This window comes from Brevibacillus sp. NRRL NRS-603 (genome assembly GCF_003013445.1).
GTDB lineage: Bacteria > Bacillota > Bacilli > Brevibacillales > Brevibacillaceae > Brevibacillus > Brevibacillus formosus.
In genome coordinates this window covers 145,576-167,748 of record NZ_PXZN01000024.1, presented here as the reverse complement: position 1 = coordinate 167,748, position 22,173 = coordinate 145,576, and the positions used below count along the sequence as shown (strand labels likewise).

At 47.7% G+C, this 22,173-nt stretch carries 21 protein-coding genes and 1 pseudogene; 5 read left to right on the top strand and 17 right to left on the bottom strand.

All coding sequences use genetic code 11. The annotated features are described in order from the left end of the window. Positions 1–92: 92 nt before the first annotated feature. From C7R94_RS19995 to C7R94_RS19970, 6 genes and pseudogenes are all read right to left on the bottom strand, one after another. On the bottom strand, positions 93–944 hold the full coding sequence (locus tag C7R94_RS19995) for an AraC family transcriptional regulator (protein ID WP_106783999.1): 852 nt from the start codon (positions 942–944) through the stop codon (positions 93–95). Positions 945–1,084: 140 nt separating this feature from the next. Continuing rightward, entirely contained in the window at positions 1,085–3,094 is a 2,010-nt protein-coding gene (locus C7R94_RS19990) for a peptidoglycan D,D-transpeptidase FtsI family protein (protein ID WP_106783997.1), read from the bottom strand. Positions 3,095–3,105: 11 nt separating this feature from the next. Beyond that, positions 3,106–5,157 (bottom strand): penicillin-binding transpeptidase domain-containing protein, encoded by a 2,052-nt coding sequence (locus C7R94_RS19985; RefSeq protein ID WP_106783995.1) that lies wholly within the window; start codon positions 5,155–5,157, stop codon positions 3,106–3,108. 169 nt (positions 5,158–5,326) lie between these two features. Continuing rightward, positions 5,327–6,019 carry an FHA domain-containing protein gene (locus tag C7R94_RS19980; RefSeq protein ID WP_106783992.1) on the bottom strand — a complete coding sequence of 231 codons (693 nt, stop codon included), beginning with the start codon at positions 6,017–6,019 and terminating at the stop codon, positions 5,327–5,329. A 228-nt stretch (positions 6,020–6,247) separates the two neighbouring features. Beyond that, positions 6,248–6,577, bottom strand: coding sequence for a cupin domain-containing protein (locus C7R94_RS19975; RefSeq protein ID WP_106783990.1), 330 nt, complete (start codon positions 6,575–6,577; stop codon positions 6,248–6,250). A gap of 221 nt (positions 6,578–6,798) precedes the next feature. Then, positions 6,799–7,066: pseudogene (locus C7R94_RS19970) on the bottom strand (DUF2277 domain-containing protein). Positions 7,067–7,155: 89 nt separating this feature from the next. Here C7R94_RS19970 and C7R94_RS19965 point away from each other — a divergent pair. After that, positions 7,156–7,479 (top strand): hypothetical protein, encoded by a 324-nt coding sequence (locus C7R94_RS19965; protein ID WP_106783988.1) that lies wholly within the window; start codon positions 7,156–7,158, stop codon positions 7,477–7,479. A gap of 1 nt (position 7,480) precedes the next feature. Here the strand turns inward: C7R94_RS19965 and C7R94_RS19960 are convergent, their stop codons facing one another. The 5 genes from C7R94_RS19960 to C7R94_RS19940 all read right to left on the bottom strand — a co-directional run bounded on the left by C7R94_RS19960 (position 7,481) and on the right by C7R94_RS19940 (position 12,603). Beyond that, positions 7,481–8,713: an outer membrane protein assembly factor BamB family protein gene (locus C7R94_RS19960; protein ID WP_106783986.1), complete on the bottom strand. Its 1,233-nt coding sequence runs from the start codon at positions 8,711–8,713 to the stop codon at positions 7,481–7,483. 89 nt (positions 8,714–8,802) lie between these two features. Then, entirely contained in the window at positions 8,803–9,786 is a 984-nt protein-coding gene (locus C7R94_RS19955) for a helix-turn-helix transcriptional regulator (RefSeq protein WP_106783983.1), read from the bottom strand. 139 nt (positions 9,787–9,925) lie between these two features. Next, positions 9,926–10,702 carry a GNAT family N-acetyltransferase gene (locus tag C7R94_RS19950; protein WP_106783981.1) on the bottom strand — a complete coding sequence of 259 codons (777 nt, stop codon included), beginning with the start codon at positions 10,700–10,702 and terminating at the stop codon, positions 9,926–9,928. A gap of 29 nt (positions 10,703–10,731) precedes the next feature. Continuing rightward, entirely contained in the window at positions 10,732–11,625 is an 894-nt protein-coding gene (locus C7R94_RS19945) for an AEC family transporter (protein ID WP_106783979.1), read from the bottom strand. A 12-nt stretch (positions 11,626–11,637) separates the two neighbouring features. After that, the gene (locus C7R94_RS19940) at positions 11,638–12,603 is read right to left on the bottom strand and encodes a PfkB family carbohydrate kinase (protein WP_106783977.1); all 966 of its coding nucleotides are present in this window, start codon (positions 12,601–12,603) and stop codon (positions 11,638–11,640) included. A 315-nt stretch (positions 12,604–12,918) separates the two neighbouring features. Here C7R94_RS19940 and C7R94_RS19935 point away from each other — a divergent pair, with 315 nt between their 5' ends. Both C7R94_RS19935 and C7R94_RS19930 read left to right on the top strand, forming a co-directional pair. Then, a complete protein-coding gene (locus C7R94_RS19935; protein WP_106783975.1) occupies positions 12,919–13,443 on the top strand; it encodes a DinB family protein in 525 nt (174 codons plus the stop codon). Between the two features lie 192 nt (positions 13,444–13,635). After that, positions 13,636–14,889, top strand: coding sequence for an MFS transporter (locus C7R94_RS19930; protein ID WP_106783973.1), 1,254 nt, complete (start codon positions 13,636–13,638; stop codon positions 14,887–14,889). A gap of 78 nt (positions 14,890–14,967) precedes the next feature. On the opposite strand, the gene cuyA is transcribed toward C7R94_RS19930, so the two are convergent. After that, positions 14,968–15,972, bottom strand: coding sequence for a D-cysteate sulfo-lyase (gene cuyA / locus C7R94_RS19925; RefSeq protein WP_106783971.1), 1,005 nt, complete (start codon positions 15,970–15,972; stop codon positions 14,968–14,970). Between the two features lie 196 nt (positions 15,973–16,168). Here cuyA and C7R94_RS19920 point away from each other — a divergent pair, with 196 nt between their 5' ends. Further along, positions 16,169–16,588, top strand: a complete 420-nt coding sequence (locus C7R94_RS19920; RefSeq protein ID WP_233220617.1) for a DUF2569 domain-containing protein — start codon at positions 16,169–16,171, stop codon at positions 16,586–16,588. Here the strand turns inward: C7R94_RS19920 and C7R94_RS19915 are convergent. Continuing rightward, positions 16,540–17,286: a Crp/Fnr family transcriptional regulator gene (locus tag C7R94_RS19915; RefSeq protein ID WP_106783969.1), complete on the bottom strand. Its 747-nt coding sequence runs from the start codon at positions 17,284–17,286 to the stop codon at positions 16,540–16,542. The two genes, C7R94_RS19920 and C7R94_RS19915, sit on opposite strands and share 49 nt — an antisense overlap. A gap of 109 nt (positions 17,287–17,395) precedes the next feature. On the opposite strand from C7R94_RS19915, the gene C7R94_RS19910 reads away from it, so the two are divergent. Then, complete coding sequence (locus tag C7R94_RS19910) at positions 17,396–17,737, top strand: DoxX family protein (RefSeq protein WP_106783966.1); 342 nt, start codon at positions 17,396–17,398, stop codon at positions 17,735–17,737. Here C7R94_RS19910 and C7R94_RS19905 read toward each other — a convergent pair. The 4 genes from C7R94_RS19905 to C7R94_RS19890 form a co-directional block, all read right to left on the bottom strand. After that, positions 17,734–18,351: a DUF3267 domain-containing protein gene (locus C7R94_RS19905; protein WP_106783964.1), complete on the bottom strand. Its 618-nt coding sequence runs from the start codon at positions 18,349–18,351 to the stop codon at positions 17,734–17,736. The two genes, C7R94_RS19910 and C7R94_RS19905, sit on opposite strands and share 4 nt — an antisense overlap. Positions 18,352–18,474: 123 nt before the next feature. Next, on the bottom strand, positions 18,475–19,410 hold the full coding sequence (locus tag C7R94_RS19900; protein ID WP_106783962.1) for a cation diffusion facilitator family transporter: 936 nt from the start codon (positions 19,408–19,410) through the stop codon (positions 18,475–18,477). 174 nt (positions 19,411–19,584) lie between these two features. Then, positions 19,585–20,499 (bottom strand): N-acetylmuramic acid 6-phosphate etherase, encoded by a 915-nt coding sequence (gene murQ, locus C7R94_RS19895; protein WP_106783959.1) that lies wholly within the window; start codon positions 20,497–20,499, stop codon positions 19,585–19,587. 65 nt (positions 20,500–20,564) lie between these two features. Further along, positions 20,565–22,151, bottom strand: coding sequence for a glycoside hydrolase family 3 protein (locus C7R94_RS19890; protein ID WP_106783957.1), 1,587 nt, complete (start codon positions 22,149–22,151; stop codon positions 20,565–20,567). Positions 22,152–22,173: the final 22 nt, after the last annotated feature.

Sequence of the window (22,173 nt, the reverse complement as noted above, 5' to 3'; positions counted from 1 at the left end):
CCAAAATAAAACTCTATCGAAATTGAAAATCATTTTCAATAGAGATTATATCGATAGCCACTACACCATACCATGAAGAATCTTGCTCGATTTCATGAATTATCTTGTCTCATATGCGTCTTGACGTATTCCGACGGTGATAAGCCAACCACTTTTTTAAACATCTTGCTGAAGTAAAACTCATCGTTATAGCCTACGCTTTGAGCTACCTCACGCAATCGACTCCCCGACAATCGGAGCAGCACCTTTGCCCGATTGATCCGAAGGCTTGTCATGTAATCGGAAAAGCTCACACCCTTTAACGTTTTAAACATACGTGAATAATAGCTGGGACTGACATTCGCCTTTCCTGCCAACATCTCCAGCGTGAGATTGAGCATATAGTGCTGGTCAACATACAAAATCGTTTCCTCGATGCTAGCCATCGTATTTTCGCTGCTCTCAATCGAAGAAAAATCTTTCACCAGAATGTACAGAATGCGCTCGAATATCAGCCTCTGCCGAAATTGCTCTCTCTCCTCATCGGACGCATAGCTTTTATGTAGCTCCTCCATTAAATGCAAGACCTGCGAATGACTGCGTACTCGGAAAATCCCTTCCAGAGGAAAATTTTCTCCGCCCGGAACAAATACTCTCTCTTTCCCTGTTTCATTTTGTTCGATCCAATAGGAGAACGAAATAACAAAGACTTCCAGCTCTTTGTCTTGTTCCGTCCACATAGAAATGCTCGTCTTTGGCTTGATAAAAAGGACCTCTCCTGCCTCAACCAGCTGTCTCTTCCCGTTCTCTTCCATTGTTCCTTTACTATTTTTTACAAACCCGATTCGATGAGAATCAGCAGGCGAGAGGATCAGTGGTTCATTGTGATGGCAAGTCTCAAGACTGACCGTGCCGAGGGAGTAGATCATCTGTTTTAACTGTCGATAGGCTTCATTTGCAATCAACGCTGTTTCCCCCTCTCCTATTCCTTCTATTATAGCTTGTTTACGCTATCTGACGCATTATTTGAGGGGATGGGAGGGCCATGGTAAATGAAAGAAAGCTGCCCGAAGTAGATTCTCGACAGAACCACTTCGAACAGCTTCTATTTCAATCCGATATGCTTGTTATACACATCGTATACGGAACGTGAAATGATCGCAGCCGATCTACCCCCATAACCACCCTCAGGAACGATTACGGCTACTGCCAGAACAGGATCGTTGACAGGCGCATACGAAATGCTGACACCGTTCGTAATGCGGGCGTGCATTTTCCACCTTGTCTTTTTCTGTCCTGTTTTCTCATCTGTCACTGTCACAGGTACATAAATATCTTGCTCAGATGTACCCGTTTTTGCAGCTACCTGAAACGGCATCCCCTCATACGCTCGGACTGCTGTTCCCCCTGGTTTTGTCACCATCACCATGCCTTGCTCCAATATATCCCAATATTTATCTGGGTGAGGAAAGGTACTCATGGTTTTTGGCGTGTGCGTTTTGACCAGTTTTCCTTTTGCGTCTGTGATCTTATCTACCATCTGCGGCTGCAAACGTACACCTTTATTTGCAAGTGTCGCTGCATACTGTGCCAATTGCATCGTCGTTGCCCGAACTTGCTGCCCGAAGGAAGCCTGCACCATCGCGGCTAATGGCCCATAGTTTTCATCCATCACCAAATAGTCTTCTTTGCCTTTGTTTTCATTCGGCAAATCCACACCAGTCTGAACCCCTAATCCGAATGCGTGATAGTACGATTGCAGCACGGACGCTGATTCTTTTCCTTTTCGACGGGACAGCTCCTCCCCGATTCTCGCCATGTAGGTATTCGATGACTTTTGCAGGGAGATCGCAGGAGTAATCATGCCATGCGCTTTGGAATTGTCGTTCTTAATCCGATCCGTACCACGTCCATAGTGATACACACCTCCATCATTCCAACGATCGAAGGGAGAGATGATGCCTTCCTGCAAACCGAGCAATACCGTTATCGGCTTGAGGACAGACCCTGATGGCACAATTGAACCCGGATGCTTGTAGCCCTCCTGGATGGCCGCCTCGCCCGTTAATGGCCTTGTATCATATGGCGCTTCCCGAATCGTCCCATTCGTCACGGCCAGCTTGATCTCGTCATACATTTTTTGATCCGGTCCCTCAATCCACACGTTTGGATCGTATTCAGGATAGCTGACCATCGCGACGACCTTGCCTGTCTTAACCTCGATTGCCACGGCGTATGCTCCCTTTGCTCTCCTCGCTTCGGGAATGGTTGCACGCATCTTCGGAAGAAACTCTCGGATTGAATCCCGGATACCTAGCTGTACCCGCTGATCAATGGTGAGATACACATGATTACCCGGAATAGATGGAACTTCCTCCACTTGCTTCACAACCGTCTGATCTGCCGCCACCTCATACATCCGGTAACCGTTACTCCCGCGAAGCTCTTTTTCGTAAGACAGCTCAATGCCATCGAGTCCGACCAACTGGTTCGGCAAATACTGTGAACTCTCATCCTTGTAGGAGGCGAGCTTCACATTTTCAGCAATGTGAAAGGGCCGGACATACCCGACCGCCTGTACAGCGATTTGTTTGGGATCGTATTTTCTGATCGGTTTTGTCACCACCTCAATCCCCGGCAGATCGCCACGCTGCTCACCCAGTACCGCGATTTCTTTATTCGTCAAATCCACCTTCAGCTCTTTCTCCAAATAGCGCGGCAATTGTCGCGCCGCTTCCACATACTTGCCTTTCTCGTAGGCATAGCCGACATCCATCTTTTTTAACAGCGTAGCCTTGTCGACGCTCAGTATTTTCTCCAGCTTTTCCACCAGGTCAAAGTACGCTTTCTTCTCCATGACCTCTTGTTCACGGAAGACAGCGAGGTGAGAAGGCCGACTTTCGGCAATGACATATCCGTTGCGGTCATAAATGTTTCCTCGCATAGCGGCAATATAATCTTTTTTATACGATCTGTCTGCCAGCTCATTTGCATAAATGCTCCCTTGCTGAATTTGGATTTGCGCTAATCTCAAAATGATTACCACAAACATCAGAAACACGACGATATAGACGATTTGCAGTCGTTTCACACGGTCGTTTTTTTCTTCCTTCATACTTGCTCTCCCTACTCTTTCAGTACCTTCGTGAAAATCCGTTTGATACGTGCATCGAGTACATGACTGCCACCCCGACCACGGACATCTTCTATCATCATGGTAACCAGCAAACGCGGATCATCTACATTGAAAACGGCGTACCATCCGTTTTCCAACCCGAGCTCGCCCTTTTTCTGTTTCAGCTCAGCTGTTCCAGTCTTGCCCGCCATGCGAATACCAGGCACGCGTGCTCCTCGCCCGGTGCCGCGCGGGTCTTCCATAACCTGTATCAAATGCTGCTTCACCGTGCTCGTCACATCGGCAGGTATGACACTCGCCTTCCAATACCCGTCTTTTTTGTCTTCCTGCAACAGTGATGGATAAACGATATTCCCGTCATTTGCAAAAGCGCTGTACACCAACGCGAGGTGAAGCGGCGTCATCGTTACCTCGCCCTGACCGTAACCGGAGTCTGCCAATTGAATCTCGTTTTGAAAACCGTTGTTATACAGCTTCGACTTGTCCAGTGGATATGGAATCGGGAGAGCTTCATGGAATCCAAACAACTCGCTCTTTTTTGCGAATTGCTCCTTTCCTATGGAGAGCGCTGCTTTCGCGAAATAAATATTGTCGGAGTACACCAATGCTTTTTCCAAATTAACAGGTCCCCCGTAATCGCTGACCCGCGTTACTTCGTATCCACCCCAGGACGCATCCTTTTGCCAATGCAGTCCGCGGATGTGGATACTGTCCGCAGGGGTAATGGCTCCTGACGCAAGTCCAATCGTCGCCGTAATCGGCTTGAAGGTGGAGCCCGGCGCAAACCCACGCGCAAATCGATTGAGAAGCGGCTTTTGCGGGTTTTCATTCAGTTGCTTCCACTCAGTAGCCGACATCCCAAGCACAAACGCATTCGGATCAAAGGACGGAGAATTAACAAGGGCCAGTATTTCCCCAGTCATCGGTGAGATGGCCGCAGCCGTGCCTGCTCCGTTTTTCAGCTCCTGGTAAATCGTCCGCTGTACTTCAGCATCTATGGTTAAGGCCAGTGGCTGTCCATGCTTGGCGAAGCGTTCCGCCACGGTCTTTTTTTCCGTTCCATCTGCATCCGTGATGACGATACGCCCACCTGCACTCCCTCTTAGCTTCTCCTCAAAAATCTGTTCCAGTCCTGATTTTCCAATCACATCGGACGTTTTATAGCCCTGATCCTTTCGCTTCTCGTACTCTTCCTGATTGATTGCTCCTACATAGCCAACCAGATGGGCCGTCGCGTCCTGATAGGGATAGTAGCGGACTTTCTTTTTGTGCAATTTGAGACCTTCTGTTTTTTCTAATTCTTCAATGCGTGCATCGTCCTGCGGCAGCGTAGCGATCCGGATAAACTTGGCCGACTTGCTTGACGTAGCTTGGACCTTCGAGGTGAGGTCATCCAACGGAATTTGCAAAAGCTTGCTGACCGCCATTTTCCCGGTCTGTGACGTCTGGTTCCATTCTCCCGGATTTATCCCGATATCTACCACGACACGCTCTGTTGCCAATGGACGCCCTGCCCGATCCGTGATTTCACCTCGTCTGGGATACACCGTATTGGCTCTTACTTTGTCCCCTTCTTTCATTTCCGGAAAAATAAAAGAAGGATTCCAATGAATGTACCAGTCCTCCAAGTCGTTCTGCGTTTCTTTGACAAGCGTTGCTTTCCCTGTAAAGGAAATTGGTTCGACGAAAGTTTCCATCGTCAGCCGGTAATGAAAGTTGATCTGCCCATTCTCACCAGGCCTGACGTCGCCATTGTACATCGGCTCGATCGCAATCGCTTTGGCCTCGATTCCACCGTAAATGTTTTGGTAACGGGAAACGAATTCTTCTTTGCTGATGGTCTTTTTTGTATGTAAAGAAAGCTGCTCGTACATGTCCGAGAATTTCTGTTCTCCCCACTTTGTCGTATACGCGGTGAATGCTGCCTTTGCCCTCTCGCCTTCCGACTGTGTGGTGTCCTTCCAAAAGTCCCAGAAAAGATAAAAAAATCCTAAAAGAACAACGACAAAAACCGTCCAAAATACTATCCATGTCTTTTTCACTAGTCATTCACCTTCCCTATCACACGATATTACAGTCGGATACCATAATATATGGAAAAAAGATGATGACAAGATGAGACTATTCTCATAGTACGATGATAAGTGTCAGATAGTTACATCAAATGCAAAAAAACACAGGAGATTCATCCTGTGTCTGTCGTACTGTCTACTATTCTTCCCACATGTAACCAAAGCGCGGAATCGTGGTGACATTCTCGCCATATCTGCCCAGACGCTTACGCAAGCGATAAACGAGAGCGTTGATCTCGGCTCGTCCAACATCGGGAACGCTGCTCTTTGCATTCAGCAACCGCTCTGGCCAGACGAGCACCATGATTTCCTCATAGCTGACCGCCTGATTCGCACGTTGGTACAAAAGCATGAGCAAGTCCATATCTTTTCCGGTCAAATGAATTCTTGCGCCATCGAGACGTATTTCTCTGCGTTCCAGATTGATGACCAAGCCGGAAGTGGAGGTAGCTTCTTTTGGATTCGTCAAAGGGAACGAGAACTCCCGCGTCACATCCATCTCGCTGCCCTCTGCGAAAAATATCATTTCTACCACGCCTTTTGCCAGCGTAATATGATCACCATGATAAAGAAAATGCGGTGCTTGCTGTATCGGCATTCCGTTCACTTCTGTCCCATGCTTGCTTTGCAAATCAGAAATCGTATATTGGTTATTGATTTTCCGTATCACTGCATGCCTTCTGGATATATACGGACTGGAAAAAGCAATGTCTGGTTGTAATTGATTGCCCCGTCTCCCAATCGTACACTCTTCCTTATGTAGAAACTGACGCTTTTGAAGCTGTTCGGGGTCTCCCTTTTTGATCAATACATATATGCCGTCGTCCAACATTCATCACCTCGAAAAGAGTTGGAGCTATCAGTATTTATTACATAACAAATTGCACATAAGTCAACACTTTTTTCTATGAATAGAAGCTCAAAAAGTCGTCTTTTTGAACATATAGTAATAGCAAAAAAGCCGCCAATTGTCCAGCCAACGAAAGTGACCGGTCGATTGACAGCTCTATATCATCGCTATCCGCGAACGAATAACGCTTGATTTTCTATGTTGATCGTCCTAGGAGCAGCGCTTGAGAGCAGCGAATTTTTTCGGTTCAATCGCCAGTAGATGACAATCGCCATTCGGGATAAACAGCTTGTAGGAAACTCCCTTTGGCACAACGATAAACTCTCCGGCTTCCACCCATATATTACGCTCGTGATGCATCAGCAGCAGTCTGCCTTTGACGACAAACAGCAGTTCATCTTTCTGGTCGTTTTGTTGCCAAGGATACTCACCTTGCAGCTTCTCTAGTTTAATAGACGTATCATTCATCTCTCCGACAACCAGAGAGCCCCAGGAATCTTGCAAGCGTGATAAATGTTGTGCGACGTTCACCTTTTCCATGATGATCCTCTCCCCTTTGCCTTCTACGATAATATAATTTGCAGGAGAGAAACATAGTAGCGAAATGATAAATCATCTCATACGGCGATGATAAGATGCTGAAATTTCTGATACATAGCAACTGTCATCCAAAATTAATCAGGGAAGTCCCGAAACAGTTAAGAAAAATGGGCAGTTCCCAAATGGACTGCCCCTAGAATAGACTGCTTGTCTTTATGGTCTCACTGCCCTGTCGTGCCAAACCGTTTAGCGTTTCTCGCACGAGCACGCTCGATTTCAACTTCTCGATTGCGTGGCTCTGCATTTGTCACGAGCGAATCCAGGAGATTTTTTGCAACAACGGAGACCTCTTGGACTGCACGGTGAAAAGCCTCTTCATTATGTGTTGAAGCCCGAGAGCTTTCGCACGAATTGCAAGGCTGCTGCTTGAATCTCATCTTCTGTCGCGGGTGGGTCGAAGTTGAACAAGGTTTTGATGTTTCGGCACATCGCTTACACCTTCCGTCCCCTTTTTTGTATTATTTTACTATACACGATCGATGAATCGCTACATGAGAGGAAGGGAGTGAAGTGCAATTATGGCCAAACGAGTAGTAAGCTATGCCCTCCTGATCATGTCCATTCCTGTTGTTGTAGGAGGATGTACGGAGTTCTTCGGAACGATATCAGGCAGGATACAAACGAACCAAGATGCGATTACTTACATCCATCAAAAATATAACATTCCTTTAGAAGATTTGAAGGCTGACATGCCATCATTTCGTTACGGGATGAATCGATATTTTACGAGGGTCCACGATATCAAAAACAAGAAAGTATATGAGTTGACGGTGAGGCCAATGGGCGATAATCATGCGCCTGTTGTGAACGAGTTGCCCTTCCATCCAGTTAAAGAAGAGTGACTTATTTTGTATTTGTTCCTCTGTGCGCCTTGCCCTTCGGTGAGATCGCCAACAAGCCCACTCCATCCGCACTCGCATACAATACCCCATCAGGACCTGCCCAAATGCGCGTAAAAACAAGCCCCTCGTCATTACGTAACACAATAAAGCGTTCCTTACCATTTGGATCTAGCGAGAAAACACTTCCGCCTGTATCTGTAAAGATAACATTCCCTTGACGATCAGAAATGAGACCCAATCCTATTACTCCCGTTTGCCCCTCCGGACGACTGTAGCTCCAAATTTTCTTGCCCGTGCGATCTACCTTCCCAATCGTAAGTTCATCATATTCGATGTAAAAATTCCCCGCTCCATCATGCGGGATTCCTGCTTTATTGAGTGTCTCTTTATCTACTGGGGCTTCAGCACGATCTTTGCCGTCGGAAGCATGGAGAAGTGACAGACCTTTTTCTCCTACGATGTACACCATGCCATCGTCTGAAACATATCTTCTCCCCGGCTGCACGTTTTCCCGCTGCCACTTGATTTTCCCACTTGGGCTGAGAGCAACCAGTTTGTTGTCTGTCTTCTCCACTAGCAATGTTTGAATGGATTCGATCCATGTCAACCGTACCACATCATGTGAGAGGTAGTAATCGTATTTATAGGTGACCGCTTGATCGTTGGCCCAGATCAGTCTTGCATCCTGATCAATTGCCGTAACCCCTCTATCCGTTAGCACGAACATAATACCGTCGGCTGACACATCAAAAGTCGAACCGTAGCTGTACATATGCGGTAGCTCCATTGTCCAGCGTTCCTTCCCAGCTTTGTCTACGGCAAGAATCCAAGCAGGTTCGCCATCTTTAAAATCGTACAAGTTATGATTTTGTGCGTACAACAATCCGTCCTTGCCTAGCTTAAGGTGATTAGCCCAGTCAAGCCCCAGATCACTGTGCCACTTGACCTGTCCACTCGGATTCAGTGCATGGAGCACACCGTCTGCCGAAAGCAAATACATCATACCTGTCGCTTCATCAACAACTTCAGAGAAATATCCTTGCCCTGCATTGTAGTTCCACTTGATCTCGAATCGATCTGCTCCTCGCATCTTCAGCTTCTTCGGTACCCCGTCTTCCAAGATGGTAATCGGCGTAGTTATTTCATTGCTCATGCTCTGTGCAGATGTTCCTATGGGAAATACAAGACTAACTCCCAGTGCCAGAGCGACAATCGTATTATGTATTTTCATCATAGCCCCCTTCCTTTTTGTTACAGAAAAAATGGATACCCTTAAATAAAGATATTCGTTCCGGCTAGAGCCGGTTTAGTGGATTGGTAAAACTAGCAAAACCTACCCCGCTTCACTTCGGAAGGATTGAGTCCATACTGCTTGCGAAACGCCTCGGAGAAATGACTGAAGTTGGAGAATCCGACGATGAGGGCAACCTCACTGACATTCAGATTGCCCTCCCGCAGCAGTCCAAGCGCTTTTTCCAAACGCCTTTCCCGCAAATAGGCAAATACACTTGTCCCGAACTCTTCTTTGAAGCCAATCTTTAGCTTGTATTCATTGAGCTGCGCCAAACGCGCCAGTTCGATCAGAGAAGGCGGAGACTCCATATTTTCGAGTAGAATGTCGCGGGCGTTGTGAATCTTTTCCCGATCACTCCGAGATAGCTGTGTCCTCGGTCGATTCTCTTCCCGCTCGAATAAAAACGTATCCAGCGCCGACGACACTATCTCCAGAATCTTGCCTTCTGTATGCAATCTCCGCAGCTTCTGATGGGAGGATGAAAAATCGTTCAACTGCTGGAGCATCCGAGCCATATTCGGTTGCAACGGCATCCGGAACAAACGATAGGCTTGATTGCCAAGCAGCCCTTGAAATGAATACGCTGCTCCCACATCGCTGTCAGCCACCCATTCATTAAATTGCTCTACGGATATACCAATGCCGACAGAGCGGTGGGGAACATCCGCCCGGTACATAAAATTCGCATGAAAGTCGTTCATCAATTGAAGGGAGCAGCTCCCAGGCAAAAACTCGTGCTGACTTCCCGAAACGACGAACTCCCCGCTCCCCTCCAGACAAAAGCTGAGCTCAACCATGGCTGCCTGCGACTGTAAATTCATGACTCGGTTTTCCTGAAGGGAATAGCTGGATTCGACCAGCTCCAATCCCGGTCGAGGAATCACTCTCCGAAGGTAGCCATCACTATTCGTGAGTGTATACCGATTTGCTTCGGACACAATGCGATCACTTTTAGTAGAGGGCAATGCATTGATATAGCTATCGTATATGGAATGTACAGATGCTTGCTCCATGACCTTCTCCCTGCCTAATCATATGTAGGATAAATTTGCAAATGATTCTTATTCTCATAATAGTTACACAGGCGACGATCTGCAACTACAAAAGCTGCCCCTCAGAGCATTGGGCAGCTTCCATTTTCACGATACGATACTATTTATACTCATAAAAACAATGATAAGAATAGGCGAGAAATTCAAAGCCTTTTTTCTCCAAAATCGGTCGACTCATCGGACTCGCATCCACCATCAACAGCGGATACCCGCGTTCCTGTGCTGCTTGTACCCGTACTGCCACGAGTGCCGTATAATAGCCTTTGTTTCGGAATTCAGGCAAAGTAGAGCCTCCCCACAAACTGCCAAAGGACGTATCCTCATGCAAGTACATCCAAGCTGCACTCACTGCCTGATCGCCACTGTAAGCAGCATACACGAGCAGGTGCTCAGGATCTTCCGCCAAATCCCGTTTTAATCTCGCAGCAAGCTCGGCGTTCACACTGCCCCACAGCTGCTCCTTCAACTGCATGATATCATCAATGCCCGCTGAGTCGGTGATTTGCCGTATCTCTGGGGGAATGACAAGGCTTCGCAACTCCTCTGCCTGCGCTACCTCCAACACAAGCAGCGCCTCCTCCTCATCAACTGTAAAACCATGACCTTTCAGCCTCTCAAGCAAATTAGCCGGTTGGTCATAATCAAACAGCTTCCACTCAAAGGATTGCTGTAGACTTGAGAAATAAGCAAGTTCCTGCTTGATCACTTCCTCTGCATTTTCTTCAGTTAGCCTGGAAAACAAGACGACTCCTGAATCATCCGGGGTCGGTGAGACATGGCGAACAAGGTGATCTGTCTCCTCCCGCCGGAGTGGCGGATAGGTGATTTCCACCCTCATCTCTTTGTCAAAAAGCCGCAATACTTCTGTCTTGTACAAGTTTTCTTCCTCCCTTGTCTACATCAGGACTAGTGCAAAATGTTCAGCAAAAACGTTAATGTACCAATACTGATAACCGTCGTAACCAACACGCTGCTGGAGACGAATTGTGGTCGCAAGTTGAATTGGATTGCATAGATCGCAGTAGTTGCGGCAGAAGGCATGGCTGCCAGAACGACCACCACCTTTTGCAGAAGCGGATCAATTGGGAATAACAGACAGATGAGGTATGCCAAAAGTGGTGATGCCACCAGCCGAATGACACTCGCGGCACTGAGCCCCTGCCACTCTAGCGCTTTGGCAGATACATTGGCGAGCTGCATGCCCAAGATGAGCATCACAACTGGAATCGCCGCCTGTGCAACGAGATCAATCGCCTGGTAGTAGCTTTGCGGGATGACGATTTGTAGCTGTTGCAGCAAAATCGCGAGAACCACAGCGTAATTGGACGGCTGCTTGAAGATTGCCTTGATAGCCGTCCCCATCCCATTGCCGCCTCGGGAGGCAAAATACACGCCGAATACGCCCATCATGATCGAGTGGAGAACCATGATTTGCACCGCATACGTAAAGCCAGCCTCTCCGAAGGCGAACAAAATAATTGGCGTCCCGTAGTTGCCACTGTTCATGAAGGCGGTCGCGAGCATCAGTGCGCTTTCCTGCTGCTTGTCGTATTTGAACAGGCGTGCCGTCAATTGCGTGATCACAACGAGAGCAGCCAGCAAAAGCAGCGAAATCACGACGATATAAAATAATTGCAAGTCGAGCTGTGTCTTGTAAAACGTACGAAAGACAAGCGCCGTTGACAAGATGTAAATCGCCAGGGAAGAAATCGGCTTCAAATCCATTTTGAAAATGCGCTGCAAAATGTAGCCGCTAAGAAAAATGAGCAGGACAGGCAGGATGACTTCCACAAAAATCATGACTCTTCCCTCCTACCGTGCTGCTTCCATGAAGCTTTTGACCTCAGAGAGCGTAGGCATGGCGGGAATGGCACCTGATCTTGTTGTCGTGAGTGCACCCGCGGCATTAGCAAACCGCACCATGTCCTCTAACGTGGCTTGTGGAATATCCAGCATGCTTTCCCGCCCCTCAAGAAGCTGATAGAGCAGCGCGCCCACAAACGCGTCTCCCGCGCCAGTCGTATCGATCGCGGTTACTTGAAAGCCACCGACTGTACCGAATTGATTTCGTGTGCGGTAAAAGCATCCCTTTTCCCCCAACGTGACAAAAACAGCTTGCAGATCATATTGCGCAAGCATCCACGCTGTCGCTTCCACGACATCCTCTCTCCCCACGAGAAAAGCCACCTCTTCTTCGGACAGCTTGACGATATCGGCCTCCACCATTCCTTTGAGGGCCATAGCCTTCGCTTCCTCCAAATCCCCCCATAAGGACGCTCGAATATTCGGGTCAAATGAAAGGAGCCGCTGATGCTTTTTCGCGTACTCGACGGCTTTCCAGGTCGCTGATCTGGCTGGCTCGTGCGTCAAGGACAATGTACCGAAATGAAAAATAGCTGCCTGTGCAATCAGCGCCTCGTTCACGTCTTGCTCCCGCAGCATAATGTCTGCACCCGGATTGCGGTAAAAGTGAAACGAACGATCACCTGTCTCATCGAGATGGACAAAAGCCAATGTCGTAGGTGCTTCCTCCGTCAGTACCAGTCCTTCTGTGCCAATATTCTGTCGGATCAAGGTGTGTTGCAAAAAACGCCCAAACACATCGTTTCCCACCGAACCGATAAAGGAGGTACGCTTCCCGAAGCGCGACAGGGCGGCAAGTACATTGGCAGGCGCTCCTCCAGGGTTTTGTTCAAATGCAATGCTGCCCGGCTTTTCCTTCTGCTTTACAGGTGTAAAATCAATCAATAGCTCTCCACATGCAACCACATCTACCATGTTGATTTCCTCCGATGACCGTGATAGCTCCAGTATGTCACAGGTTCTTTTTTTTGCCAATGAAAGCCAGCAGCTGTATGTTTATTTTCGATTCCGAAGAGCAAAAAACGGCTAAAGATCCAGACATGATCTGTGATCTCTAGCCATTTCTTTTTCCCTCTATCAACCTCTGCGCTTCTATTCAGACGAGCCTTTGCTTACGACCATTCTATACAGATTCACACAAACAAATTCACCCTTCTCCAAACAAATGGGAAGGGATGACATTGGTAAAAGGCGAATAACTCCGGATTCCATACCGAAAGGAGTCGTACCATGAATTTTAATCTGGATGAAGCGATTGAGATTCTAGAGCGTACGCCACAAGCATTGGAATCCTTGTTAACGGGCTTATCGGATGGGTGGTTGCAGCACAACGAAGGCGACGGCACCTGGCATGCTATTGAGGTGATTGAACACCTAATTGAGGCAGAGAAAACGAATTGGCTCCCACGTCTGGAGATCATTCTTCAGGAGGGAGAGAGGAAACCGTTTCCTCCATTTGATCGTTTCGCTCACTTACAGGAAACCTCGGTTAGATCGTTCGAGCAAAAGCTGCTGGAATTCAAAACGCTTCGTGCCCAAAATATCGCCAAGCTGCGAACGCTCGTGGAACCGGAAAAGCATCTGGAATTAACCGGACTCCATCCCGCTTTTGGGGTCGTAAAAATGCGGGAATTGCTCTCAACGTGGGTTGTTCACGATTTAACGCATTCGGCGCAAATCGTACGGGTCATCGCCAAAAGATACACAGCGGATGTTGGACCCTGGCGGGAATATTTAGGTATCTTGGAGAAGTAACGCTTGGTTCTCCATATTGCTGACTTAAGAAAAAAGTGATACGATTTATGGTATAAGATTTCATAAGAGAGCTCTCGGCACTTCCCGGAGCCTGATTATTGATGAAGGGCGACCCTCGTGAATAATCAGGCTCCTTTATGTTTGTAATAGGGGCTGCTCATCTGCCCTATTATGGAAAAGGGAGTGACGAGAGTGAACGAGATTTTTCGCAATCGCAATTTTCGCAGGCTGTTTCTTTCCAATTTGTTTTCAGGCTTTGGCCAGGGGATGACCATGATCGGGATATCTTGGTATTTGGTAGAATCCACAGGCTCAGCCAGCCTACTTGGTTCCACCATGCTTCTCTCCTCGATAATGACACTGTTCATCGGACCTTATTTAGGGACATTGATTGACCGCTTTTCCCGCAAGGCCATTCTACAGCTGGAACAGCTAGGAGGCTTCACGGTGCTTGCTCTTGTAACAGCTTGGGGATTTTGGGGGACTTATCAAGAGTGGATGATGGTACTCATTTTTTTGGCGTCGATGTTCATGTTTCAGGTTCACGAACCTGCACAGTCAGCCTTCATACAGGAAACCTTTGAGCAAAAGCACTACAATGTGATCAATTCTACCATGGAAATTCAAAACCAGACCGCTTTGGTCCTCGCAGGTGCTTTCGCAGGTTTTCTATTGGGGAAATACGGATTACATATAGTGCTGATCCTTAACACTTTGACCTATCTGATCGCTTTTCTCTCCTTAACCGGAATCGATTATGTATTTACACAAGAAAAACAAGTAGAAAAGGACCTCCGAGCATCCTGGGTGTCACAATTTCAGCAAAGCTGGGTCTATATCAAAGAAAAACGAGGGTTTATCGTATTCGGAATTGCTGCGTTGATACCATTCCTCGCCGTTATGCTGACGAACCTGCTTAACCCTATCTTTGTTAGCCAAGTTTTGGGGGAAGATGTGGCGATCTATTCCATGGGAGAGGTTACGTATTCCATCGGTGCAGTGCTGGCGGGATTTCTTCTTACCTGGTTTCGTGGAAAAATCGGTGCTTTTCCTTATATGGTAGGGAATTACATCTTGATGGCGATTGCTCTTGTAATGACCGTTGTGATCCCAGTGGGCTCGGTTTTTGTGTTGCTCTCTGCGTTTATGGGCTGGTGCAATGTATCAACCAGACTGATCCGACAGACCATCTATATGGAACTGCTACCTAATCGTTTTATAGGCAGGGTCCTGAGCTTTTTTCGGTCGATTGGTACATGCATGCGGCTGTTATTACTCGCTCTATTTACTCTCATGCTAGATTCAACAGGCGCATCAGTCGGTTACCTTGTATTGGCAGGTCTTTTGGTAACGGCCACACTAGGAATCGTCTTTTCCATGCGTATGCTGATCCAGCAGGTAGACACCACCGATGCTGTGGCAGACCAAGGCACTATGAAGCACTAAGTCTGTCAGCTTTCCTATAAAAAGACAGCGGTAGCTATGGACGTGAAAGTACATCCTAGACTACCGCTGCCTGCTACGTTATTTGGATGGCAAAAACAGCTGCGGAACGGTATACAGCGCTGGGGCACCACCCGTATGCAGGAACAATACGTGATCACTCTTGTTAAAACGCCCTTCGCGAATCAAGCCGATCAAGCCTGCCATTGCCTTACCCGTATAGACTGGATCTAGCAAAATTCCCTCTGTCCGAGCGACCAATTGAACGGCCTCGATCATACCATCCGTCGGAATTGCATAGCCTGGCCCGACAAATCTGTCGTCGCAAAGCACAGCTTCTGCTCGTATGTCCCCTTGCAAACCGATCAGTGCAGCCGAACTGCGCAGTAACCCCATCACCTTTGCTTCTTGTGCAGCCCGATCGCGGCTGACATTGATCCCGATTACTTTTGTGTTGGACTGGCGCGCCATAAAACCGGCAAGCAGACCGGCTTGCGTACCACCACTTCCCGTTGCCGTCACGACATAATCGTACGGTGTCGTCGTTTCCCAAGCCTGCTGCTCGATTTCTTCCGCACACGCCATGTACCCCAAGGACCCGACTTCGTTGGAGCCTCCTACAGGGATCAGATATGGTTTTCTGCCCTGTTTTCGCAGACCTTCACCGAGCTCTTCCATAGCAGCAAGCAAATCTGCCTCTGCGGGAATGACCTCGATTTTTTCTGCTCCGAGCAAGTGGAACAACAGATGATTGCCGCTCGCTTGCGGTTGGTAGTCGCCCGTCTCAGGCGCAGACAGCACGAGCTGGCAGTGCAGACCTTCGCGAACTGCCGCCGCCAGAGTCAACCGGCAGTGATTGGATTGGACAGCTCCGCATGTAATCAACGTATCCGCCCCTTGCTCAATTGCCTCCGCCACCAAATACTCCAGCTTTCGCGTCTTGTTTCCCCCTGCTGTCAAGCCAAGCATGTCGTCTCGCTTGATAGAAATACTCGGTCCGCCTAACTCCTTGGACAAGCGCTCCAGCCTTTCGATTGGTGTATGACCCTGCGTGTATTTTCTGCGATGGTAACGGATTTGGTTCATGCTTTTCTCCCCTTCTGCTTGGCGTTTGTTATGTGACTTTTTTTCACAATTGACCTTACCCCTTTGATTCTATACCATTATCTGGTATCCATAACATTACGAACAGAGAGGTAAGAAAACATTAAATGAATGTCCAAGTTGAAGCAACTGTAAGGAAGCCAAAAGGATTGGGGGCTGGTTAATCTGGCCGACCATTATGGTCGTTCTCAGCCCACTTTCCTTATTTGCACTCGTTATCCGCATTTTTCAAGATTATGCTGAAGAAATTGAGGGACTCCAACCGTTTATGGAGCAAAGCATGTCGATCACTTTGTACTACTACGGTAACATTTTGTTAGAGGTAGGATTACTCGCATTTTCACTGACCCTTCTCGTTTTTTATTTCCGGAAAAAGAAACGTGCTCCGCATTTATTTGTTGGCCTGATTCTTTTTTATCTCATCTTGAACATGATCGATTTGTTGGCTTGGGCGAGCTTTGACAATCTTTTCGGAGACACAAGTCAGTATGTCAAGCAATCTGGACTAAGCTTGCTTCATACTTGCATCACCGCAATGATCTGGGTTCCCTATTTCCGCTTGTCCGAGCGAGTGAAGAATACATTTGTGAATGAATGAGGGGCCAGCGCTTCCCTCAATCGCTCCCGATGCACCCATAACGGCTTACGCAGTCCTGTCTTCTTCACGATGCCTTCTGCAGTTAGCTCATGGAGCGTCTCTGTTACAGTTTCACGAATACACCCCATCATCGTCGCCAGCTCCTGATGCGTCAGGTTCACTGCCAGCTCGATCCATTCTGGTGCGTCAGCCTGGCGCTCCCCTCCGTATTTTTCACACAGCCTGCCGAGCAAATATACAAGACGCTGTCGCACACTTCCATACGCCATGAGCTCCATCATTTCTTCTACCTCTCGTAAGCGATTTGAAACAATCTCGATAAAATGCAAGGCAAGCCTCGGCTTCTCTAGCATCAGCTCTTCAAATTTTCCTTTATCAATCGAACAAATCAACGAATCTTCCCACGCTTCAGCGTACATATTCGTTGAACTAATCGTAAACGACCCGACCTCGCCAAACACATGGCCTGTGCCGAGCAAATCAATCGTCAGCTCTTTGCCGTCAGCCGACAGCTTGTATAGGCGAACCTTCCCAGCCTTGATCAAAAACAGCCTTTTCTGCTCCTGGTGAGGGGAGGAAATCATCGTTCCTTTTTTGACCACTTCCATAGGAGTCGCCGGCTCCAATTGGGCCAGCTCATCTTCACTTAACGACTGAAACAAATTGATACGGGATAAAAACTTCTCCTTTTCGATCACCGTGTACTGCCTCCTGCTCACTGTAGGCTGGGCTACATATTGTATGGATCACTCCCATTATACTCCTCGTTAAGCAATCGATTTCGAATGAACAAAGGAGTGCAAATCGTTGAACACATTCATAATGATTCTTTCACTGATTTTGGCTTTGATGTTTTCCATCTCTGTGTTCATGAAGTTTCTACGCGCAAAATCTATGCTCCAGCACTGGAAGGAATACAGGTACCCCCTTTGGTTTATGGACGTGATTGCCTCCCTTGAGCTGGTAGGAGTCATCGGCGTAATTAGCTCCTTTTGGATTCCTGGAGCACTAACACTCGCTTGCACCCTGTTCGCCATCCTCATGCTTGGTGCTATCCACGCCCATCTTTTTCGGGCAAAACATAAGCCCGTCATGGCGATAAATGCGGTATTTATGCTAATTTGCTCGTTGCTTCTTCTTTGGCTTTAATCGTTTCCGAGCGCTTTCCAGTACGTCTTTTGTCCGTTACTGATCAAGATTGCCTGTTTCGGAACTTGCTTCATCACCAGAAAAAGATTCAGCATATCGACTGATGAAGCGATTGCGTTTATCAAAATCAAAAATTTTAACACGGTAGCGAGCAGTCCCAAAAAACCTAAAAGGAATGGCAAGATAACCGAAAGAATTATGAATGGGGCGATGGTAATCAGTATGTATCTTGATTTTGGAATCTTTTCTTCCGTTGCTACAAACCCTCCAAACAAGGTAAGCCCCATCCATGTTCTTTCTGATTTTAAGAAATTGGGGATAAAAATCAAATGCAAACATTCATGACAAATGACCAAGCCGAGTAAGAAGAAAATCACATTGATGTCAATGGATATGGATAGAGAGTCAGATGTCAGTCCTATTTCCTGAAAGGTTATTGGCGAAAAAATATGAATGATCCCAAAAGCAATGAGCCCATTGATCAGCATAAAAGGAATCGATAAAAGGATTGCCCTGCCCAAGCTCTGTGGTTCTTTTAGTGGTATCCATTCATTTTTCATCAACTCGACATGTACATTTTCATGATACTGTGGCAATTTCGTTGTGATTCTCATAAAAAAACCTCCTTCTTCTATGTTAGACGTTAACCCTTTGTGTTCAGTTTCTGTAAGGGGATGTAAACAAAAAAGGCTACTCTCCTGAGCTTGCTTGGAGACTAGCCTTTTCTCGTGGTCATTTTATGCTTGCTTGAGCAAAAACTGCTTACCATATTCCCCGTGATCCAGAATTGTCGGGTGCTCGATCTGAATCGTCGAATGGTCAATTCCGTACTTCGTTTGCAAAATGTGATTAATCGCCAGAATGACACAATACGGCTGAATGCCTTCACGAACGAACACATGCGCTGTCAGGGAGTAATGCTCCGTGGATACCGACCACAGGTGCAGCTCATGAACATCCTCCACACCCTCTACTTCACTGAGGTCCTGACGGATTTGCTCGAGATCAAACTGCTCTGGAACAGATTCCATCAACACGAGCAGCGACTCACGAATGATTTTGGCACCACCTGTAAAAATAATTCCCCCAATCACCAAGCTGATCAACGGGTCGAACAAGTAGTAGCCTGTCATGTAAATGAGAATCGCCGATGTAATTACACCGACAGAGCTGAGCAAATCTCCGATAAAGTGCCATAACGCGCTTTTTACATTGAGATTGTCTTCTTCCTTCATACTGCGGGAAAGTACGATCGTCAGCACGATGTTTACAACCAAGCCGATGGATGCAATGGTCAGCATCAACTGCAAATCAACGTCTTGCGGATTGATCATCCGCTTGATCCCTTCAATAACAATCCCGATCGCAATCACGGCAAGAGCCAAGCCATTCAAGAACGAAGCAATGATTTCAAAACGGAGAAATCCGAACGTGTACTTCTTAGTCGGCTTACGTGTCGCCATATAAATAGCAGTCATACTCAACCCTAATGCAAAGACGTCAGAAATCATATGGGCGGAATCGGACAGGAGCGCGAGTGAATTGGACATCAAGCCCCCCACCACTTCCACGATCGTAAAAAACAACGTCAATAAGAGCGTAATCCACAAAGTTTTCTTCGATGTTTGCTGTTCTTTCACATGATCAAGATGATGATAATCACCCTTTTTCATACGTATCACCTCTGTCCATTTAAATTATAAAAATTATAATCTAATAATTAATGTAATCATATACTCTTTTTCAACGATATTCAAATGAACATTTTATGGATCATACAAGTGATTTTCATTACCAGTCATGTCGCATCAAGACAAAAAAAGCCTCATCCAAAAGGATTAGGCTGATCATTCCTGTTTGTGATTCCCTTCCAAAATCCGTCGAATATTGCCCTTGTACTGGGTGAGCAAGCGGCTTGCTTCCTCTGCTTGCAGCCCTGTCTTTTGCATCACGATTGCCAGTTTTGCGTCACCGGCTGCCTTGTTCAACAATACGTCTGCCTCGTCGGCAGAGACGTTGGTCGCTTCTGCCACGATTTGTTTTGCCCGTTCCTTTAGTTTCTCATTGGTTACCTGCACATTGACCATCAAATTTTTGTACACTTTCCCTAACCGCACCATGCATCCGGTCGTAATCATATTAAGAACCATCTTCTGCGCCGTCGCTGCTTTTAAGCGAGTCGATCCAGTCACTACCTCTGGCCCGACTACCACATTAATCGCCACATCCGCACCTTGGCTGATCTGCGCCTCCTGGTTGCAGGACAACGAAATGATTTTGGCCTGCTGCCCTCTTGCTTCCGCCAATGCTCCGATGACATAGGGTGTCCGACCACTCGCTGCAATTCCCACCACGGCATCCCCTGCCTTTACGCCATAGGCAATCACATCTTCCCTGCCGTTCTGCTCCACGTCTTCGGCTCCTTCGACTGCCCTAACGATCGCTTTTTCACCGCCTGCTATGACTCCCTGCACCAATAAGGGGTCCGTCCCAAAGGTCGGGGGGCATTCAGCAGCATCGAGCAAGCCCAATCTCCCACTCGTTCCCGCTCCAAAATAAAAGAGTCTTCCGCCATTTTCCAGACATTCTGCGATTAAGTCAACAGCCGCTGCAATCGAAGCCAGCTCCTTTTCAACGGCAAACGCAACTGTTTTATCCTCTTCATTCATAATCTGGACAATTTCCATCGTAGAGAATTTATCCAGCTCTTCCGTATTCCGATTCCTTGTTTCTGTTGTTAAATCACGCAGGTGAAACTTCATCCAGTTACCTCCCACCCATCTACACTCATCTTCTCTTTCTCCCCCACACCATGCTGCTTTTTCTCCTATGGAAACAGGCTGACCGGAAGATGTCCAACTGCCTTTCTTTCCCCGAACAAAATGTCTGCCACAAGCTCTATGGCATGGTGCGTATGGTCGTAAACGGCGAGATACGCATCGACCTCTGGCATTACCAAGAGATCATACGGGTTTCGCAGGGCGACAGCCACGACCTTTTTCCCCTGTTGAACTAGCCGATTCACCAGCAGCGATTGGCCTTTAAAGATATGGGCATTGTACGTAAAAATGACGATTTGCTCCGCAGCTGACATCACATGCGCCACAAGCTCCACTTCATCCTCTGTCGGGTTGAGCGTCGACATCCTATGGTAGTCAACTTCACGATATTTTCTCAACGGTGCGACCAATTCGCCAGAAGCTGCTTGCCCATCCTCTGCCAAAGTGAGGTTGGCAATCCCCGGAAAAATCACGCCGAGCGGTTGCGTGCCTCTTTGTAAAGGAAGCAGCTGATGTTCATTTTTCACCAAGGTTATGGCTTGGGCGAGCGCACTTCTCGCCATGTCTGCATGCTGAACACGGTCAAAGGAAGGGCCTTTTTCTCGCAAGCAATGCTCCCAGGAAAGAAATCGTTTCTTTAATTGAAGCACGCGATTTACGGCTTCGTTGACCCGCTTATCTGACAGCTCCCCCGAATGAATGGCCGCAATTAGTCGTTCGTACGTTTTTTGCTGAACCTCATGCGTGTGGGACACCAGAACAAGATCGATCCCAGCCTGCACACTACGCACTGCCGCTTCCGCAACCCCGATGGTACCCGCAATGGCGGCCATCTCCATACAATCCGTAATCGCGACACCATCAAAGCCAAGGGACTCACGCAATATTCCCGTCACGATCTTCTTGGAATACGTAGCAGGAGAGCCCGACTCATCCATACTGGGCAAACTGATATGTCCAACCATCACCATGGGGACTCCTGCCGCGATACTGCGCTGGAATGGAACCAACTCGATTTGATCCAGTCGCGTCCGATCATGCCCGAGCACAGGAATGGCTTCATGAGAATCGGTGCTCGTATCGCCATGACCGGGGAAGTGCTTGATAGCGGGAATGACACCACTCGCAAGCAAGCCTTGAATGGCGGCCTCACCAAACCGCGCCACCTGCTCTGGCGCTTCTCCGAAAGACCGCACCCCAATAACCGGATTGTCTACATTGTTGTTCACATCGACCGTCGGGGCGAAATTGACTGAAATCCCTGCTGCACGCAGCTCCTCACCTGTTGCCTGGTAGATGCGCTTGGCTTGATCGAGATCGCCTGTCGCACCCAAAGCCATCGCTCCTGGAAAGCGCGTCGCCCCTTTTTGCAGACGGGAAACCACACCATTTTCCTGATCGGTCCCGATCAACAGCGGATAGGGATGCCAAGACTCATGCGCCCAGCTCTGGAGCTTCTGTACGCGCTGATAGGTCTCCTCCGGTGTCCCGATGTTGCGGCTAAAAAGAATCACGTTGCCAATCTGTTTTTGTTTAATCCATACTTCCATTTCTTCGGGAATATCCAGCGTAGGGTAACCGATCATCAGCAGTTGCCCAACCTTCTGTTCTACTGTCATATGTTCGGCTTGCATGGAATCCTCCTCCCTACCGACT

Bases quoted from the DNA above. Each gene is read 5' to 3' on its own strand.
- C7R94_RS19945 (WP_106783979.1), bottom strand. From the start codon at position 11,625: ATGATTTTTGTGGAAGTCATCCTGCCTGTCCTGCTCATTTTTCTTAGC.
- C7R94_RS19955 (WP_106783983.1), bottom strand. From the start codon at position 9,786: ATGGAGCAAGCATCTGTACATTCCATATACGATAGCTATATCAATGCA.
- C7R94_RS19900 (WP_106783962.1), bottom strand. From the start codon at position 19,410: ATGAAAAAGGGTGATTATCATCATCTTGATCATGTGAAAGAACAGCAA.
- C7R94_RS19960 (WP_106783986.1), bottom strand. From the start codon at position 8,713: ATGATGAAAATACATAATACGATTGTCGCTCTGGCACTGGGAGTTAGT.
- C7R94_RS19975 (WP_106783990.1), bottom strand. From the start codon at position 6,577: ATGGAAAAGGTGAACGTCGCACAACATTTATCACGCTTGCAAGATTCC.
- C7R94_RS19965 (WP_106783988.1), top strand. From the start codon at position 7,156: ATGGCCAAACGAGTAGTAAGCTATGCCCTCCTGATCATGTCCATTCCT.
- C7R94_RS19920 (WP_233220617.1), top strand. From the start codon at position 16,169: ATGGTCGTTCTCAGCCCACTTTCCTTATTTGCACTCGTTATCCGCATT.
- C7R94_RS19940 (WP_106783977.1), bottom strand. From the start codon at position 12,603: ATGGTAGATGTGGTTGCATGTGGAGAGCTATTGATTGATTTTACACCT.
- C7R94_RS19890 (WP_106783957.1), bottom strand. From the start codon at position 22,151: ATGCAAGCCGAACATATGACAGTAGAACAGAAGGTTGGGCAACTGCTG.
- C7R94_RS19990 (WP_106783997.1), bottom strand. From the start codon at position 3,094: ATGAAGGAAGAAAAAAACGACCGTGTGAAACGACTGCAAATCGTCTAT.
- murQ (WP_106783959.1), bottom strand. From the start codon at position 20,499: ATGAAGTTTCACCTGCGTGATTTAACAACAGAAACAAGGAATCGGAAT.
- C7R94_RS19905 (WP_106783964.1), bottom strand. From the start codon at position 18,351: ATGAGAATCACAACGAAATTGCCACAGTATCATGAAAATGTACATGTC.
- cuyA (WP_106783971.1), bottom strand. From the start codon at position 15,972: ATGAACCAAATCCGTTACCATCGCAGAAAATACACGCAGGGTCATACA.
- C7R94_RS19935 (WP_106783975.1), top strand. From the start codon at position 12,919: ATGAATTTTAATCTGGATGAAGCGATTGAGATTCTAGAGCGTACGCCA.
- C7R94_RS19980 (WP_106783992.1), bottom strand. From the start codon at position 6,019: ATGTTGGACGACGGCATATATGTATTGATCAAAAAGGGAGACCCCGAA.